This is a genomic window from Lishizhenia tianjinensis, from assembly GCF_900116425.1.
GTDB classification, from domain to species: domain Bacteria; phylum Bacteroidota; class Bacteroidia; order Flavobacteriales_D; family Crocinitomicaceae; genus Lishizhenia; species Lishizhenia tianjinensis.
Genome location: NZ_FPAS01000001.1, coordinates 1,175,991 through 1,193,276, shown reverse-complemented (window position 1 = coordinate 1,193,276; position 17,286 = coordinate 1,175,991). Strand labels below are relative to the sequence as shown.

Sequence of the window (17,286 nt, the reverse complement as noted above, 5' to 3'; positions counted from 1 at the left end):
AATACTAAAATACGTATCATCTCAAGTCTCCCTACTCACACTCAAAACTGTTTTCTCACTTATACTGAACAATATATTTCAACACCTCCTTCAACTGCTTTTCAGTGAATTTACTTTGAGTAAGACTGTGAACATATTTTAGAACTAGTCCGGCGTCTTTGTTTTTCTCGATGGCTTTCACCTCATCCTGCAACAAAGGAAAATCTTTGCGTTTGGTGAGTTGTAAATAGAGATCTGTAAACATGCGCAAGTTTTCAGCATTTACATTTTCAAAGTGTGTGAAAAACAAAGAGAGGTAATAGTTTAAATAGGCCTTGGGGTATTTAGCTTCCAACGCTTCCTGTGGATCATTTTCAAAGCTGAATTTATAATCTTCGGCTATGCATTCTATAATTTGTTCTGGACCAAAAAACACAAAATGACGCAGCTTTAAGCCCTTGGGGTTTTTAATGACTTGTTGAAAATGAGTCGGTGGGTTTTGCAAGAAATTACTCTTTTTCAATTCTATAAAACCGCCCCATTGTAGGTCATCTTCCTTCCAGCGGTAGGCGCCTTGGTTGTAGGCTTCAGCGGTAATGTTAGTTGAGCTATACCCGTAAACATTTTGGAAATTAAGAAATACAGGCTCATCTTCTTGCAGGTAGCTTATTCCTTCACTACTTATTTTAAAATTCAACTTTAGGTCGGTGTCTAAGACATCTATACTAGGCGTAAACCCTTCTTTTGCAGTTTTCCAATTGATTGCCAATGCAGTGCTCTTCATGCGTGAAATGTTTGCCCCAAAAATAAGCTTTCTTCGGTGTTCTAAAGAAATTTTAAAAATGAACGAAATAAGCGACCTTGTCACCTAAGTTTTTAAGATGAAAACACTATTTTTAAGCAACCTGAAAAATTCTACATGTTTTTCAGATCTAAAAAGCTGTTAATTAAGATTTTATTCCACACAAAATGAAAAAGTTTATCACCTTCTTCCTAGCTACATTTATTCTTTTTTCCTGTTCTGATAAGGAAATAGATTTATCCAAAATACAAGTTAATCCAGGATTTAGCGATTATATCAACGCCTTTACCTCTGGTGTTATTTCTAATCAAGACGAAATTAAAATAGTTTTCGTAGCTCCCTTAGAAAATGCTCAACCTGGAGAGAAAATAGACAACGACTTGTTTGATTTTGAACCCAGCATAGAAGGAGACGCTTATTGGATAGACAAACAAAGTATAGCTTTTAAACCTTCTGAGAACTTAAAAGGTGGACAAAAATATGTGGGAACCTTTTATCTAAAAGAACTCATGGAAGTGGAAGAAGCCTATGAAAGTTTAGACTTTGGTTTTATGGTAATGCACCAAAATTTAGTGGTAAACTTTACAGGGATTCACACCCAAAGTGAAAGCGATTATTCCAAGCAAGATGTAAAAGGAAGTGTAAGAACGGGAGATATGGCCTCTCCGGCTGATGTGGAGGCTTGTTTTACGGCTACGCAAGAGGGTAAAAGCTTAAACGTGATATGGGAACATAATAATTCGAGTAAATCGCACACTTTTACTTTGACAGGAATCAAACGTGGAGGTAAGTCAAGCAAAGTACTTTTATCTTGGACAGGAGAACCTTTGGGCGTAGATGTAGAAGATGACCTGATGTTGGAAGTTCCGCCAATTAACGAGTTTAAAGTTTTACAAGCCAAAGTGGTGAATGAACCTGGACTACATTTTTCTATTCTTTGTTCAGATCCTATAGAGAAGAATCAAAATTTAGAAGGATTGGTGTATTTAGCATCAAGTAAAAACCTAAGGTTAAGTATAAAAGGAAATGAAATTCTTGCCTATCCACAAGGAAAGATGTTTGAGGAAGAGCGAATTGTTGTGAACCGATCTATACGCAACAGCAAAGGGATGCCGCTCAACAAAGAATTTAGTAAACTTCTCACCTTTAATACAGAAAAACCCGCTTTAGAATTAATTGGTGATGGGGTAATCATGCCTTCCAATAATGGAACCATAGACTTTCCTTTTAAAGCCATCAACCTAAAGGCGGTTAACTTAAGAATCTTACGTGTTTTTGAGGATAATGTGAATCAATTTTTCCAAGAAAATCAGCACAATGGAAGTTCTGAATTGGCGCGTGTAGGTAGATTGGTATATGATGGTAGTGTTGATTTGGTAACCTCAGAACCTATAGACTATGGGGTATGGAATAATTTTAAAATAGACTTGAACCGTTACATAGATTCAGAACCGGGTTCTATCTACAGGGTAATGATGTCATTCGAACGCCACCAATCTTTATATCCGTGTGGAGATTCTACTGGAATCATAGAGCCTCTAGAGCGTCAGGAACAAAACTATGAGTCGAATGAATATTACATGAACGTAGACGGGTGGTTTACGGGAGGCTATGATTATAGAGACAAAGACAATCCATGTACGGATAGTTATTACAAATATTATAACCGTCAGGTAAGTCGAAATATCTTGTCCGGCAACTTTGGAATCATCGCCAAAGAAGGTGCAGATAACCGCTACGAAATTGCAATATCTGATCTAAGATCTACTGATCCTTTAAAAGGAATTTTGGTAGAGGCTTACAATTTCCAAAATCAACTCATAGGTTCCGGTGAAACAAATAGCGACGGTTTACTATCTCTTGATTTAGATGGAAAAGCCTATTTATTGATCGCTAAAAAAGGAACGCAACGCGGCTATTTACGTGTAGATAATGGATCTGCGCTTTCTACAAGTTTGTATGAAGTAGGAGGGAAGCATATTGATAAAGGGATTAAAGGACATATTTACGGAGAACGAGGAGTTTGGCGTCCGGGCGATACGGTTTTCTTAACTTTTGCCTTGGAGGATAAGTTGGCAACTTTACCTAAAAATCATCCCGTTGTAATGGAGGTTTATGACCCCATGGGGAAATTGTTTACTAAGAAAGTTTCTACAAATGGTGTGAAGGGAATGTATGCTTTTCCTTTTACAACCATGCCTGATTCTCCAACTGGAAAATGGAAGGCAAAAGTAATTGTAGGGAATTCTGATTTCTATAAATATTTGAAAATAGAAACCGTTAAGCCGAATCGTATTCGTATCAACTATGATTTGGAAGATGTCCTAAATCACAATTCAGCAAGCAGCGCCACCTTGCAGGCAGATTGGTTATACGGGGCTCCGGCAGCGAACTTAAAAGCCAAGGTTGAGTTAGATGTTTTTAACCTTCAAACTACTTTTAAAGGATATGAAAATTATCAATTCGACGATAGATCGAAAAGATATGCCTTAGACGAACCTTTGTTGGCAGAAGTGAAAACAGATGCCAATGGTAGGGCAAGGGTGAGCTTTGATTGGGAAAAACCAGAACAAGCGCCTGGAATGTTAAAACTCAGATGGAGCACCAAAGTTTTTGAAGAAGGGGGGGACTTTAGTCAAGATTACACTTCTAAAAGGTATTCACCCTACACCAGCTATGTTGGACTCAAAATGGAGGGAGGATCAAATTGGAGAACAGCCTTGAATTCAGAAGACGAACATGCCGTTTCTATAGCTGCAGTAGATGAAGATGGTAATGCACTTTCACGCAACGTGAAAGTAGAGCTTTATAAAGTTTCTTACAACTGGTGGTGGGAAGGAAATGGAGAGAATGAATTGACCAATTATGTTTCGAGAAACTCATCAGACCTTATCAAAACAGAAAGCTTTTATGTGAAAAATGGTAAATCTAATTTCACTTTAAAATTCCCAGAAAGAGGTTGGGGTAAATACTTGTTGCGCGTGATAGATGAGAAATCTGGTCACAGTGCTATGCAAAGCTTCTTTGCAGATTACTACGGTTGGTACGCAGAGGATAATGGCAATACAGAGGCTGCTTCTATGTTGAATTTAGAAACAGACAAGAACAGCTATGATGTAGGAGAAACAGCCAAAATTACAGTTCCTTCTGGTGGTATAGGTAGATTCTTTGTAACGGTAGAAAAGGGTGACCAAATTTTGGCAACCTATTGGCAAGAAGCAGATGATAAATCTACGGTGATAGAAATACCTACAACCGCGGATATGGCGCCCAATGTCTATGTTAGTGCTACCTTGGTTCAGCCTCATGGTCAAACCGAAAATGCTCTACCCATACGCATGTATGGTATAACGCCAGTTGCTGTTTCAGATCCAGAAACGCATTTATACCCAGAAATTAAGGCTCCAGAAACGGTTCAGCCTTTATCCGATTACACCGTTAAAGTGAAAGAAAAAGAAGGGAAAGCTATGGCCTATACCTTAGCTGTTGTGGATGAAGGTTTGCTTTCTTTAACGCGATTTGAAACACCTGATTTATGGCCCAACTTCTACAGCAAAGAAGCTTTAAGTGTGCGTACGTGGGACATGTATAAATATGTAATGAGTGCGCAAACAGGTAAAATGGCGGCCCTCTTAGCCATAGGTGGTGACGAAGGTTTGGTATACAAAGAAGATGCTTCTGCCAACCGATTTAAACCTGTTGTAAAATACATCGGACCTTTTTATTTAGAGGAAGGGGAGGAAGCTACGCACAAAATAAATATGCCGAATTACATTGGTGCAGTACGCGTGATGGTAGTAGCGGCACATAAAGGAGCATATGGTTCTACTGAACAAGAAATACAAGTAAAACAACCTTTGATGGTGCAAGCTACCTTGCCGCGTGTTTTAGGTCCTAAAGAACAAATTAAAGTTCCTGTAAATGTTATTGCCATGAGCGATAAGATCAAACAGGTTAATGTTAAGGTGAGTTCTAATGAATTCTTGCAGGCTAAAGGAAGTACGCAGCAAAGCGTTAATTTTTCTGGGAAAGGTGATCAGACGGTTTACTTTGACTATGAAGTAGCGAATAAATTAGGCGTTGGTAAGTTCAAAGTAGAGGTGACTTCTGGCAAGGAAAAATCATTCGAAGAAATTGAAATTTTAGTGCGACCTGCCAATCCACCTATGACTAAATCTATCGTACAATCTGTAGAAGGAAATACGAGTTGGAGTAGCGTTTACTCTGCCTTTGGAATTCGAGGAACGAATACAGCCAAAGTGGAGATTTCTCGCATCCCTCATTTGAATTTAGAGAAACAACTTTCTTATTTAATTCGCTACCCACACGGGTGTATAGAACAAACAACATCTGCTGTTTTCCCTCAATTGTTCCTTTCAAATTTTGTGAAAATGACGGCAGAGGAAAAGACGAAGGTGAACGATAATATCAATGCTGCATTGATCAAATACAAATCTTTCCAAACCACAGATGGAGGCTTTACTTATTGGCCTGGAAACAATTTTAGTTATGTATCTGAATGGGGAACCAACTATGCAGGACATTTCATGTTAGAGGCTAAAAATAAAGGGTATGAATTACCTGCAGGTATGTTAAATGCTTGGGTGAAATTCCAAAAGAAAAGAGCCAAAGAGTGGACGCGCAAATACAACTGGGGACGTTACGGCGGAGATTTGGATCAAGCTTACCGTTTGTATACACTAGCTCTAGCTGGGAAAGCAGAAGTAGGTGCAATGAACCGCTTGAAAAATGATGCTGAATTAAGTGCCGCTGCAGCATGGAGATTGGCGGCTGCTTATGCAATAATAGGTCAAGCCAAGGCTGCTACAAGTTTGAGTCAACAATCTTATGCAATTCCAGAATATAGATCTATGGGGTATAACTATGGTTCAGGAATAAGAGATAGAGCTATGATTTTGGAAACTATGGTTTATTTGAAGGATAAGACCAGAGCTGCGGAGTTAGCCAAAGAAATAGCCAAAGACTTATCCACAGGATGGCATAGCACGCAAACCAGAGCGTATGCCTTATTGGCTATAGGTAAATTAATTGGTGAAGATGATGCTGGAGCTGCAATTACGTGCAGCTTAAAAGTGAATGGAACTACCGTAGATGTTTCAACAGATGCTGCCATCTATCAATATCAAGTAGATACAGAGAAATTTAGGTCAGGACAAATAGAAGTAATCAACAAGGGAAGTAATTTACTCTTTGTGAATGTAGAGCAATCGGGAATTCCTGCAGAATCTCAGGTTACAACGGCGAGTAAAGACCTAAAAATGGAAGTGGTTTATAAAGATTTAGATGGAAAGTTAATTTCTGTTGATAAGTTAAAACAAGGTCAGGACTTTAAAGCCATTGTTACCCTTTCACATCCTGGAATAAGAGGTGATTACCAAGAAATGGCGTTGACACAAATTTTCCCTTCTGGCTGGCAAATTATCAATTCGCGTTTAGCAGATGATTACAAGCAAAATGCAAAAGTAGAGTACCAAGACATCAGAGATGATAGAGTTTACTCTTACTTCGATTTAGGGAAGAATGACAGAATAGAAATAGAGGTGTTGTTGAATGCTACCTTCTTGGGGAAATATTATCAACCCGCAATTTTCTGTGCACCTATGTACGATGAGTCTATTTTTGCCACCGAAGCTGGTAAATGGGTAGAAGTAGTTAAAGAATGAGATTAACCAAAAGAAATAAAAGGAAGTTGATAGGGTTAGTACTCTTTGGCTTCCTTTTTTATTATTTATTCCCGAGTCGCTTATTTGATTTGCCCTATTCAACTTTGGTAAATGATGAAAAGGGCGAATTGTTAGCAGCCCAAATTGCAAGTGACGGACAGTGGCGTTTTCCGCAGGTTGATAGTATACCCTACGAATTAGAACAGTGTATACTATACTTTGAGGATGAATATTTTTACTATCACCCTGGAGTAAACCCCGTTTCCACTTTCAGGGCAATGTTTCAAAACATTAGCGAAGGAAGAGTTGTAAGTGGAGGGAGTACCTTGAGTATGCAAGTCATACGCTTGTCGCGCCAAAACAAAGCGCGTACCTATTTTGAAAAAATCATAGAGCTCTATCAAGCCATACGTTTGGAGTTTAGCTACTGTAAGGATGAGGTATTGAAGATGTATGTTTCTCATGCGCCTTATGGAGGAAATGTTGTAGGGGCTGAAACAGCGGCTTGGAGATATTTCCACAGGCCTTTGCATCAATTATCATGGGCCGAGTATGCAACTTTGGCTGTGTTGCCCAATGCTCCAGCACTTATTCGTCCGGGGAAGAACTCAGAGGAGTTGAAAGCCAAAAGAGATAAGTTGCTCAAAAAGTTATGGGAGAATCAGGTAATAGATCTTTCTACTTATGAATTGTCTTTATTAGAGCCATTGCCCGGCAAACCTATGGATTTACCCAATTCTGCATTTCATTTATTGACCTTGGCCAATAGTAAAGGCAAAGGTGGTGAGCGCACAAATTCTACCGTGAATGGTCGACTTCAAAAGCGAGTGACCCAGCGATTGAATAATTATGTAAAATTCTTAGAAAACAACGAAATAAAAAACGCCTGTGCGGTGGTGGTAGATGTGCAAACTGGCGAGGTAAAAGCTTACGTAGGAAACGCCAATTTTGAAGGAGCCAATGCTCAATTTGTGGATTTAATTCAAGCTCCAAGAAGTTCGGGAAGTATACTCAAACCCTTTTTATATGCTGCGGCCATAGAGGAAGGAATGTTGCACAATACTACTTTGTTACGTGATGTTCCCATTTCTATTCACGGTTTTTCGCCCTCTAATTTTAATAAAAGTTTCGATGGAGTGGTTCCCGCAAGCGAGGCTTTGGCAAGGTCTTTAAACATACCTGCTACCAATATTTTGAAAGATTACAGTGTGTTGCGTTTTTATGATGAATTGAAAGCTTTGGGCTTTACATCCATTAATCGTTCTCCTGATAATTATGGATTGTCTCTTATACTTGGAGGAGCAGAAGTAAGTTTATGGGATGTTGTTCATGCCTATTCGAAGCAAGCAAGAAGTTTAAACAATTACATTAAAAATGAGCAAGAGAATTATGCTGGACTTTCGGTATGGAAAGGAGAGGAGTATGAGCATCCTACAAAAAACTACCACGAAGGTACATGGTGGATGGTAACCGAAGCTTTGAAGGAGGTTCAGCGACCAGGGATGGAGGAAAGTTGGCGTCAATATTCCTCTTCGCGAAAGGTAGCGTGGAAAACAGGGACGAGCTTTGGTTATAGAGACGCCTGGGCTGTAGGCTACGACGCGAATTATTTGGTGGCTATTTGGGTTGGAAATGCAGAAGGAGAGGGGAGACCGGGTTTAACGGGAGCTTCTGTAGCGGCGCCTTTAATGTTTGATATTTTCCAAGAGTTAGAAAAGAAGGGTTGGTTTGAAAAACCTTTGGCTGCCTTAAAATACATTGATTTATGTGCTAGCTCTGGTTTGGCGCCTTCTCCTGCTTGTCCTACTGTGAGAACAGAAACAAGCATGCAGGCCAAGGCTTTGGGTGTTTGTACCTACCACCAACATATCTTGATCAATGAAGAGGGCTTAAGGGTGAATAGGAATTGTATTCAGGGGAAAACCGTTAAGGATACGGTTTGGTTTTGTTTAGACCCCGTTGCAGCTTTTTATTATAAAAGAGGACATCAGAAATACAAAGAAATTCCGCCCTATGATTTAGGTTGCTCGGCCTTTGAGGAGAGAGATTTGGGTATTATTTACCCGCAAGATGATTCAAAATTGATCATTCCGAAAAACTTTAAGGGTGAATTCGAACAAGTGATACTAGAAGCAACGCACAGAGACAAGAATGCCGTTTTGTATTGGCATTTAGATGATGATTTTGTGGGAAGTACCTCAGGGAAACATCAAATGAAAGTAGACATCATTCCCGGTGATCATATTTTGATGATTATGGATGAAGGAGGTCAAAGCGTTTCTGTGAATTTCGAGGGATTTTAACCAAAAAAAACATACAAAAAAGATGTATGCTTTTAAAGTTTTATCCTCTTAGACGATTAATCATTTTCGTCCAATTGAAAAATTTCATTAACCGGTGTATTGAAAACCTCGGAAATTTTAAGTGCTAGAATTGTTGAAGGAACATACCTGCCTTTTTCCAACGAATTGATGGTTTGTCGAGAAACACCAACTTCATCTGCCAAATTTTGCTGGGTCATGTCCTTTTTTGCACGTTCTACTTTTATGGTGTTTTTCATACCTAACTCTTTTTACGTAGAAAGTACTTGTTTATTAAGTAGAAGAAAAGCATAGTAAACATGAGTTCATTTGCTGACAACTATAAGTAAGATGTTTTAACTTTTTTTTAGACAACTCATTCAGTTGTGGTTTTGATCAGAGAGTTTTTGTGTTGAATTTCATAGTTTTAGAAGGTTGGTGTATAAATAAAAAAAAGCGCGGTTCAAAAAGAATCACGCTTAAACTATTGATGAGGGAAAATCTATTTTTCTAAGAAGTTAGCTTGCATTTTAGCGATATCAACATCTAAGACATTTAAAAAATTTTCTACAGAACCATAATTCGTTTCAATAGCTGTAAAGAAAGCTTCTATGTATTCAATTTCAACACCTAATACAGGGCGCATAGCTTCACCTGCATTGTTTCCGTATTCAGCATTCATATATGCAACGGTTCCTTCGATATAATCTGCCAAGAAATCATTAGAAGCCAAGAAGTCTTCGATGATAGTTGCTCTATCCACACCTAAAGATGAGAGAACTAAGGCTGCCGTCATTCCAGCTCTGTCTTTACCAGCTGTACAATGCCAAAGGGTTACTTTGTTGTCTTCTAAATGATTGAAAATCGTTGTCCAGTTCGCAATTTTAATGGAATCTATTGTGTTGTAAGCAGAGTTAATCATAACTTCAGTAGCATCTACTTGTCCGCTAATAACGGCTTGAATAAAGTCTTCGTAACTTCCACCAGTTCCTGAACCACTTCCAGGTGCCTCATCGATTAACGGTAAATGGAAGGAGTTTACACCAGTAGGTAAGTTATCTGGGTGCTCATTAATCTCAGTATTTGTTCTTAAATCAATTACTTGCTCAATACCTAAGTCGAGCATGATTTGTTTGTCGTTTTCTGTTAGACCAGAAAGTTCTCCAGAACGGAATAATTTTCTAAATAATACGCGTTTTCCGTTTTCTCCTGTGTAACCACCCATATCGCGCATGTTGTCTTCACCTTCTAATTCTACATGCTTTTCATAACTCTGGTAAGTATCTGTGTCTGTTGTAGGAGTTACTTCTTCTTTTTTACATGAGAATAATGTTAAGGCCGAAAATGCCAAAATTCCAAACTGTGTCCCTGTTAAAATTTTCATCTTTTTTTAAATAATTAATTTCGAAGCAAAGAAATAACAAGGTTGTTGAAAAGTATTTATGGGTTTCTAAAGGATGTGTTAAAAGATTGTTTGCTATGTTAACATAATAAAAAGAGGTTTGAAACTCGCTTGATTGATTCACTCTCCTCTTTTGGGTCAGCTCGTTTTATTAAAGGTCTAGAAAGAGTTTATAATCATTATTTTAATACAATAAAGTCATTTCTATCTAGGTTGATGGATGTATCAAAAATGAAATCTATGTAGTGTGTTTCCTTTGTTGTAATCTCAGTTCGTGTTTTCGTTCTACCTTTTTCTATACTGTTGCTATTGGAAACAATTGCTAGTATTTCTTGAGAAAAATCTTCGTTTACGTCAAATAAGATGCTCAATTTGTTATCCGTTCCTTTTCCGTGACTACTAACTTTTACATCTTTAACCATCATTCCTTTAGAGGTTAAATCTTTACATAAGTTTACGTTGTAATCGTAGTTTTCCCCATACTTGTAAGCCCCTGATTTAACTGTAGAAATATCATGTAGGTTGTAATTTACTTTGTAGTGGTTATCTCCAAAATTTGGTTGAATTATTTGAGGTTTACATCCTGTAATTACAACAACTAATACGAATACGAAGGTGAAGGCTTTCATGCTATAAAAAATGTTTAGTTTAAAGCTACGGCATAAAAACCAGGTAACATTGATAAAAATCAATGCCCGTAAATTCTTAGGTAAAATGTCCTATAGAATTAGGACAATTCCGAAATTAATACCTCATGAATCTCTGAATTTCCTTCCGGAAGATCATAGTTAATGGAAAGATTGGTTTTGATCGTGAAATGTAGTTTATTCAAGATATCAACTAATTCCTTACGGTCGTGATAATGAAATAACATTCGTCCTTTTTCATGATCACCGTGCAGCTTGATTTTAGACCCTGTTGCAGGCACAAAACTCACATATAGGACGCCTTTTGGATTTAGAAGCCTTGTAATATTTTCAATAACCTCCTTTAATTTTGAAGAAGAGATATAGGGTAGAACAAATGCGCAGAGTATAGCGTCGTATTTTTCATTATGGCTATTTAGCGTGTAAAGATCGAGAAGGGTGGTTCTAACTTCAGGAATAAATTCTTTCGCTTTTTCAATCATGTTGATGGAGGAGTCCGTAACATGTAAGTCCAAATCCGGTCGAAGTTCTAGTATTTTCTTAGAAACGTTACCGGGCCCAGCACCGAGCTCAAGGACTTTTGCATTTTCAGGAAGAAGAGAACAGAAGCTTTTATAACTATCGTCATAGATATCGAGGTGCATAAATTTGTCAGCATAGGCTGCAGCTAAACCATCCCAAGTTTTTAAGGTATCTCTTTTTAGGTCTTCGTTAGAAACAATAATTTTTTCGAAAGCCAATCTTTTTGCACCATCATCTAAATGTATAATGCCACAGTAATGATAGTTGTTCAGTTTCAAAAGTTTCTGCATGCCTAAATTGTCTTCGTGCGTATCTATGCGCATGGAGGCAATGTTAAGATTAGTTAGCTGATTTTCAAAGTAATCGAACAGCTTACGAGCAGCTCCCGTTTTTCTATAGTCATTGTGTACTGCCATACGGTGAATTACTCCATATTTGGCATTTTGAGGTGTTATCCACTCACCGAGAATGGATGCATAGGTTGGTTCAGGGTCAGTAGTGAACATGGCAGTAGCCATTATTTTTTCATTTTCATCGAGTAACAAATAAGATGCGTTCAGGGCAATATCTTGTAATATCCTGTCTTCATTCGGATATCCATTTTGCCACTGATCAATGTTTAGTCCGGCCAAATAAGCTTGGGCATGACCAATGATTTCCATGATATCTTTTAAATGTTGCCCGGTAGCTTTGATGACCTTCATTTCTGCGGATTTAAGATTCAATGTTAGTTAAAATAAAGGAAACTACCAGCGGTAGCAACGGCATAAATTGAAGCCAAAGGCTAGAGAAACTTGATACAAATTTGCGACTGTAGAAGCACAATTTGGATGTAGTTGAAATTGCCTTTGGTGAAATTTATAAAGTGGATGACGCGGCACCAAGGTGGGGCTTGGTGGGGAGCTAAAAAAATAAAAAGCACAGAATTTTAGCTGATTATACGCTTGTTTGCCCATTTGTATTAATTATTGGTATTTCGTAACTTATTAGAAATCAAATCAACCTACGATGAAATTATCAGAATTCTATAGGACATTTTCCAATGAAAAGTCATGCGTCAACTACCTAAAGAAAAGTGTTGAAAATAAAGGACTTTGTTGTTCTAAATGCTCAAGTGATGAGCTGATATGGAGTTATAAAAACAAAGGCTGGAGGTGTTGTAATTGTCGAAAGAAAATATCTCTAAAAAGCGTGACGTTTATGAGGGATAGTCATGTGTCTTTTAAAAATTGGATGGAAATACTCTATTTGACTTGTGATTTTAAAAAGTCACCATCGATTTGTGAAATACACAGACAGTCTAGTTTGAAGCGCTATGAAACCGTTTATTATATGGTTCAAAAGATACGGATAGAAATGGGGGATATCATAGGCAAAGAATTTTTTGAATACAATGATTTGATGGAGTTTGATCTTCATTCAAAATCAAATCCTTTGAGCATGTGCGAGGTTTATTATGGTAAATCTGAAGGTGAAAAATTTGATAGGATAAAGCTCGAAATTGATTGCTATAGCTGGAATTTAGCTGATTCTATTGTCCACTCTAAAAAGAAAGACTACAAAATGTTGAAGATTTTGTTCAGTAATTACGGTAGACCTATGTTTAATGCTGAAGCCGAAAAAAGGTGGATAAGAGCCAAGGTTATGAAATACAACTGGTGTAAAAATGTTGTTGGAAATTTTACAAGAATAGTAAAAGGAACCTACCATCATATTAGTTTGTTGCATATCCAGAAGGCAATGGATGAATACAATTTTAAGTACAATTATAGGAAGGAAATAAAATCAAAAATTGAGATCTTTTTAACAAAGATGAGCTTGCTCAACGGGCAAACAAGCGGATAAGCAACTCTATTTTTTAATTGAGGGATATTTTCTCTAGTTTTCCCCCCACATTTTAACTTACTTTGCACCCTATAACATTCACACCATGGCAAGTTTCAAACAACTCGGAGTAAGTAAAGAGTTTATCAAAAGTTTTAAGGAATTAGGTATCGTTGATCCTACAGAAATTCAAGAGAAAACCCTACCTATTCTTTTAGATGAGAATACTGACTTCATTGGTCAGGCACAAACGGGGACAGGGAAGACTTTGGCTTTTGGAGTTCCTTTGTTAACTAAAATAAATCCTGATAGAAAAGTAGTTCAAGCACTAGTTCTTTCACCTACACGTGAGTTAGGTCAGCAAATTGCCAAGCAGTTCTTTAAATTTACCAAGTATACCGAAAAGGTTTTTACCGAATGTGTTTACGGAGGTGAGCGAATAGAAATTCAGATAGGTAGGTTACAGCGTCCTACCCATGTTATTGTGGCAACACCTGGACGTTTATTAGATTTAATGCAAAGAGGAGTTATTAGTCTAGAAAATGTTAAAACAGTTGTGCTTGATGAAGCGGATGAGATGTTGAGCATGGGCTTCCAGAAAGATTTGGAGAAGATACTTTCATCCATTCCAAATGCGCAAAACAAATGGTTGTTCTCGGCAACTATGCCCCATGGAATTGTGGAAATTGCACGTAAATACCTTTCGCCTATAGCTAAAGGTGTTCATTTGAATAAAAAGAAAATTGTCAACGAAAAAATTCAACACCAGTATATACAAGTGTTGGATGAAGAGAAGTTGGATGTATTGCTTGATTTCTTAGATAGTCAAAAGAAGAACAGAGGAGTAATTTTCTGTAGAACTAAAAAGGCATCAACCAAATTGGCCAAGCAGTTAAAAGCGAAGAACCACGAGACGGAAGCGATTAATGGAGATTTGACTCAAAAGGAAAGGGACAAAGTGATGCGTGCTTTTCAAAATAAAACCTTGAAATATATCGTTGCAACCGATTTGGCTGCACGTGGAATTGACGTACAAAACCTATCTTTTGTGGTACATTACGAATTACCGGACAAGGACGAGTATTACACACACCGAAGTGGTAGAACGGCAAGAGGTGGAAAAAGTGGACTCTCATTCGTTATAGCTAACGGGAAAGAAATGAAACAGATACGCTATTATCAGCGTGCTTTAGGAATTTCATTCATTGAAGTAAAATAACTTTTCTCTAAAGTAGATTTGAGCGAAATCAAAAGGTTTTCCTCGAATCGACCAATAATTTTTGAACTCCAAAACTGTGCATAGTTTTGGAGTTTTGTGTTTAATGTGAAGCTTGCCGAAAGTTCGAGTTGACAATTTCCGTTTTCTGTGGTGTTTAGGCGATATGTAATTGCCTGAAATTTTATCAGTCCACTAGATAAGCCATGTTTTAGGGTGGGGGAGTTACTTAACTCGGATTGGTCAATGTCTATACTAAATCTAACAAACTGGTTAGGAACTACACTATCTACACGTTCATGCAATATAACTCCGTTATTAAAGTACCCTTTTCTTACGTTCAGTATGGAATCATAAGTACTATGAGTTGGGAGAGGAACATTGAAGTAATTGTTTTCGATAATGGATAAATCTAAAGGAGGAACACGTTTAAGATGTTTGAAAACAAAATTTGTGGGACAGTTTATGTCAACAGAGTTACTAATTTGGTGCTTTGTAGTATTTGAATTAATATGATCTTCTAACTCGCCAGTGCCAAAAGGAAGTATCATTAATAGTAAGTAGAATTTATTAAGGGTATCATCCTTACGATATTCCAAAAAGTTATAAAGTAGCAGACTTATTATAATGGAGATGGCGATATAAGGAGCTCCTATAATCACCAAGCAAATTAGATCTTCTAATCGAAGTTTTACGCAAATAACAAGAAAGATAAAAACGGAAAATAAAGGACTAGTTATAGCTTTAAATATGGATTTTCTGACCACGCTTCCTTTAAAGCAAAAAGGTATTATTCCAATTATAAAAGGAATGATGTATAGATAAGTCCAACCATTAATAGTTACCCAACCCACTTCTGCGGCCAACCTCATGACAAGTGCATAGAGAATGGAAAGAGTAGTGCCTATATATTGATTTAGGAAAGGCAGATATTTTTTCATTTAGTCCACATAAAAGATATAACTAATCACTATAGCGGCGATAATTCCTGCTAAATCGGCAAGAAGCCCTAGTCCTGCAGCGTATCGTGTTTTCTTAATTCCAACAGAACCGAAATAAACGGCCAACACATAGAAAGTAGTTTCTGTCGATCCTTGGAAGGTAGCGGCCATTTTTCCCAAGAAGGAGTCTACTCCGTGGGTGTCAAAAACTTCCAACATTAACCCTCTTGCAGCTCCTCCAGAAAAAGGCTTCATAAAGGCAACGGGTAAGGCTTCTATAAAGTTGGTTGTTTGTACTCCTGCATATATTAGTAATGCTTTTAAACCGTCAAAGAGTAATTCCATGGCCCCGGAAGCTTTGAAAACACCTACGGCAACCAAAATAGCAACCAAGTAAGGAACTATACCTATGGCAACCTTAAATCCTCCTTTGGCTCCATCTATAAAAGTTTCGTATACATTTATTTTAGCGCGCATGGCCAATACAATAAAACCTATGATGATACCGAAAAGTAGAAGGTTTCCACCTATGTTTGAAACAGGGTCAACCAAGTCTGGGAATTGTATGAGTAACCACAAAAGACCTAAGATAAAAGCAGTAATACTTCCCAGATACGCCAGAACTACAGGCTTAAATAAGTTGATTTTTTGTTTGATAGAAACAGCGATTAACCCTACCAAAGAAGCAAAGTAAGTGGCAAATAATATGGGCAAAAATACTTCTGCAACATTAGCAGAACCAAACTGACTTCGATAAGCTAAAATAGAAACTGGAATTATAGTTAAACCTGATGTGTTGAGTACCAGGAACATAATTTGAGCATTAGAAGCGGTGTCCTTTTGAGGGTTCAAAGCTTGTAATTCATTCATAGCTTTTAAACCAAGGGGAGTAGCAGCATTGTCTAAGCCCAACATGTTGGCACTGAAATTCATCATCATTGAACCAAAGGCTGGATGATTTTTAGGAAGTTCAGGAAAAAGATGATTAAACAAAGGAGCAACCCATCGCGATAAAATACGAATGGCGCCGGCCTTTTCTCCGATCTCCATTATACCTAACCAAAGGCACAAGGCCCCCGTTAAATAAAGGGCGATTTCAAATCCTAATTTGGCAGTGTCAAATAAAGAGTCTACAATTTCCTTAAAGATCAAAGTTTCTCCTAAAAAAAGGAGTTTGAAAATCCCTACTACCAAGGAAACCAAGAACATTCCTATCCAAAGTCTATTTAAAAGCATGGATTAAAATTGCTAATTATTTCCCGGTTATATACAAAGAGCTCTAAGAGTTATAAACAGTAAGGGATGAACTATTCTTCTTCGTCTTTTGCTGGAGCATGATTTCTACAAATGTTCACAAAGTTTTCTATCAATCGCGCTCCCATATTTCCTGAAACTTCTGGATGAAATTGTACACCATAAAGTGGCCTTTGTCTGTGTTGCATGGCTTCATTCACACATTGGTCCGATCCTCCTAAGAGCATAAAGCCTGGAGGAATACTGATGTTCTCTGTGTGGTCCTCCATCATTAAAACTTCCTTAGGTATGGAGGTTAGCAATGGACTATCTTCATAAAAACTAATGGTTTGCCAATCTCTGTCTTCCTTTTCTAATGCAGGAAATGCGTCAAAGACCATCCCTAGGATTTGATGTCCAAAACAAATACCCAAAACGGGTATCTCAATTTCCTTAATAAAACTAAAAGCTTCTAAATAGGGATCTGGGTTTACCTGAGAAATAAGTATGGGTGCTCCTGAAATAATCACACCTTTATAGCTACTCAAGTCGGTTTTTGCCACGTCGTACATGGAGACAGTAGTGAAGTCCATATGATCATTTACTATATCTTCTAAATATGGTACTTTGTTAGACCCGCAGTTTACAATTAAAATCATTAGCTTACAGAATATTTTAACCAATGAAGGAAAGTTAAGAATACTTTTTTAATTTAGAGTTTGGTATTGTGTACGCA

12 protein-coding genes are annotated in these 17,286 nt (G+C 37.6%); 4 read left to right on the top strand and 8 right to left on the bottom strand.

Annotated elements, in window-relative coordinates; translation table 11 throughout:
• Positions 1–55 precede the first annotated feature (55 nt).
• Positions 56–763, bottom strand: a complete 708-nt coding sequence (locus BM327_RS05515; RefSeq protein WP_090247319.1) for a hypothetical protein — start codon at positions 761–763, stop codon at positions 56–58.
• Positions 764–948: 185 nt separating this feature from the next.
• Between BM327_RS05515 and BM327_RS05510 the strand changes: the two genes are divergently transcribed.
• Together BM327_RS05510 and pbpC are read left to right on the top strand one after the other, a co-directional pair.
• A complete protein-coding gene (locus BM327_RS05510) occupies positions 949–6,465 on the top strand; it encodes an alpha-2-macroglobulin family protein (protein WP_090247318.1) in 5,517 nt (1,838 codons plus the stop codon).
• On the top strand, positions 6,462–8,768 hold the full coding sequence (gene pbpC, locus BM327_RS05505; protein WP_090247317.1) for a penicillin-binding protein 1C: 2,307 nt from the start codon (positions 6,462–6,464) through the stop codon (positions 8,766–8,768). The genes BM327_RS05510 and pbpC overlap by 4 nt, the downstream gene beginning before the upstream one ends.
• Positions 8,769–8,824: 56 nt before the next feature.
• Here pbpC and BM327_RS05500 read toward each other — a convergent pair whose 3' ends face one another.
• The 4 genes from BM327_RS05500 to BM327_RS15840 form a co-directional block, all read right to left on the bottom strand.
• The gene (locus BM327_RS05500; RefSeq protein ID WP_090247316.1) at positions 8,825–9,025 is read right to left on the bottom strand and encodes a helix-turn-helix transcriptional regulator; all 201 of its coding nucleotides are present in this window, start codon (positions 9,023–9,025) and stop codon (positions 8,825–8,827) included.
• A 242-nt stretch (positions 9,026–9,267) separates the two neighbouring features.
• Positions 9,268–10,149 carry a tyrosine-protein phosphatase gene (locus BM327_RS05495; RefSeq protein WP_090247315.1) on the bottom strand — a complete coding sequence of 294 codons (882 nt, stop codon included), beginning with the start codon at positions 10,147–10,149 and terminating at the stop codon, positions 9,268–9,270.
• A gap of 197 nt (positions 10,150–10,346) precedes the next feature.
• Positions 10,347–10,796, bottom strand: coding sequence for a hypothetical protein (locus BM327_RS05490; protein ID WP_090247314.1), 450 nt, complete (start codon positions 10,794–10,796; stop codon positions 10,347–10,349).
• Between the two features lie 98 nt (positions 10,797–10,894).
• Positions 10,895–12,040, bottom strand: a complete 1,146-nt coding sequence (locus BM327_RS15840) for a bifunctional GNAT family N-acetyltransferase/class I SAM-dependent methyltransferase (RefSeq protein ID WP_170853677.1) — start codon at positions 12,038–12,040, stop codon at positions 10,895–10,897.
• Between the two features lie 529 nt (positions 12,041–12,569).
• Here BM327_RS15840 and BM327_RS05480 point away from each other — a divergent pair.
• Entirely contained in the window at positions 12,570–13,181 is a 612-nt protein-coding gene (locus BM327_RS05480; protein WP_139230268.1) for a transposase, read from the top strand.
• A gap of 85 nt (positions 13,182–13,266) precedes the next feature.
• Positions 13,267–14,379 (top strand): DEAD/DEAH box helicase, encoded by a 1,113-nt coding sequence (locus BM327_RS05475; protein ID WP_090247312.1) that lies wholly within the window; start codon positions 13,267–13,269, stop codon positions 14,377–14,379.
• On the opposite strand, the gene BM327_RS05470 is transcribed toward BM327_RS05475, so the two are convergent.
• From BM327_RS05470 to BM327_RS05460, 3 genes are all read right to left on the bottom strand, one after another.
• On the bottom strand, positions 14,340–15,317 hold the full coding sequence (locus tag BM327_RS05470) for a hypothetical protein (protein ID WP_090247311.1): 978 nt from the start codon (positions 15,315–15,317) through the stop codon (positions 14,340–14,342). The two genes, BM327_RS05475 and BM327_RS05470, sit on opposite strands and share 40 nt — an antisense overlap.
• A complete protein-coding gene (locus tag BM327_RS05465) occupies positions 15,318–16,553 on the bottom strand; it encodes a nucleoside recognition domain-containing protein (protein WP_090247310.1) in 1,236 nt (411 codons plus the stop codon).
• A 71-nt stretch (positions 16,554–16,624) separates the two neighbouring features.
• Positions 16,625–17,209: a type 1 glutamine amidotransferase gene (locus tag BM327_RS05460; protein ID WP_090247309.1), complete on the bottom strand. Its 585-nt coding sequence runs from the start codon at positions 17,207–17,209 to the stop codon at positions 16,625–16,627.
• Positions 17,210–17,286 lie beyond the last annotated feature (77 nt).

Excerpts from the sequence above, each read along its gene's own strand:
- BM327_RS05480 (WP_139230268.1), top strand. The coding sequence starts at position 12,570 with ATGGAAATACTCTATTTGACTTGTGATTTTAAAAAGTCACCATCGATT.
- BM327_RS05500 (WP_090247316.1), bottom strand. The coding sequence starts at position 9,025 with ATGAAAAACACCATAAAAGTAGAACGTGCAAAAAAGGACATGACCCAG.
- BM327_RS15840 (WP_170853677.1), bottom strand. The coding sequence starts at position 12,040 with ATGAAGGTCATCAAAGCTACCGGGCAACATTTAAAAGATATCATGGAA.
- BM327_RS05475 (WP_090247312.1), top strand. The coding sequence starts at position 13,267 with ATGGCAAGTTTCAAACAACTCGGAGTAAGTAAAGAGTTTATCAAAAGT.
- BM327_RS05515 (WP_090247319.1), bottom strand. The coding sequence starts at position 763 with ATGAAGAGCACTGCATTGGCAATCAATTGGAAAACTGCAAAAGAAGGG.
- BM327_RS05495 (WP_090247315.1), bottom strand. The coding sequence starts at position 10,149 with ATGAAAATTTTAACAGGGACACAGTTTGGAATTTTGGCATTTTCGGCC.
- BM327_RS05510 (WP_090247318.1), top strand. The coding sequence starts at position 949 with ATGAAAAAGTTTATCACCTTCTTCCTAGCTACATTTATTCTTTTTTCC.
- BM327_RS05490 (WP_090247314.1), bottom strand. The coding sequence starts at position 10,796 with ATGAAAGCCTTCACCTTCGTATTCGTATTAGTTGTTGTAATTACAGGA.
- BM327_RS05465 (WP_090247310.1), bottom strand. The coding sequence starts at position 16,553 with ATGCTTTTAAATAGACTTTGGATAGGAATGTTCTTGGTTTCCTTGGTA.
- BM327_RS05470 (WP_090247311.1), bottom strand. The coding sequence starts at position 15,317 with ATGAAAAAATATCTGCCTTTCCTAAATCAATATATAGGCACTACTCTT.
- pbpC (WP_090247317.1), top strand. The coding sequence starts at position 6,462 with ATGAGATTAACCAAAAGAAATAAAAGGAAGTTGATAGGGTTAGTACTC.
- BM327_RS05460 (WP_090247309.1), bottom strand. The coding sequence starts at position 17,209 with ATGATTTTAATTGTAAACTGCGGGTCTAACAAAGTACCATATTTAGAA.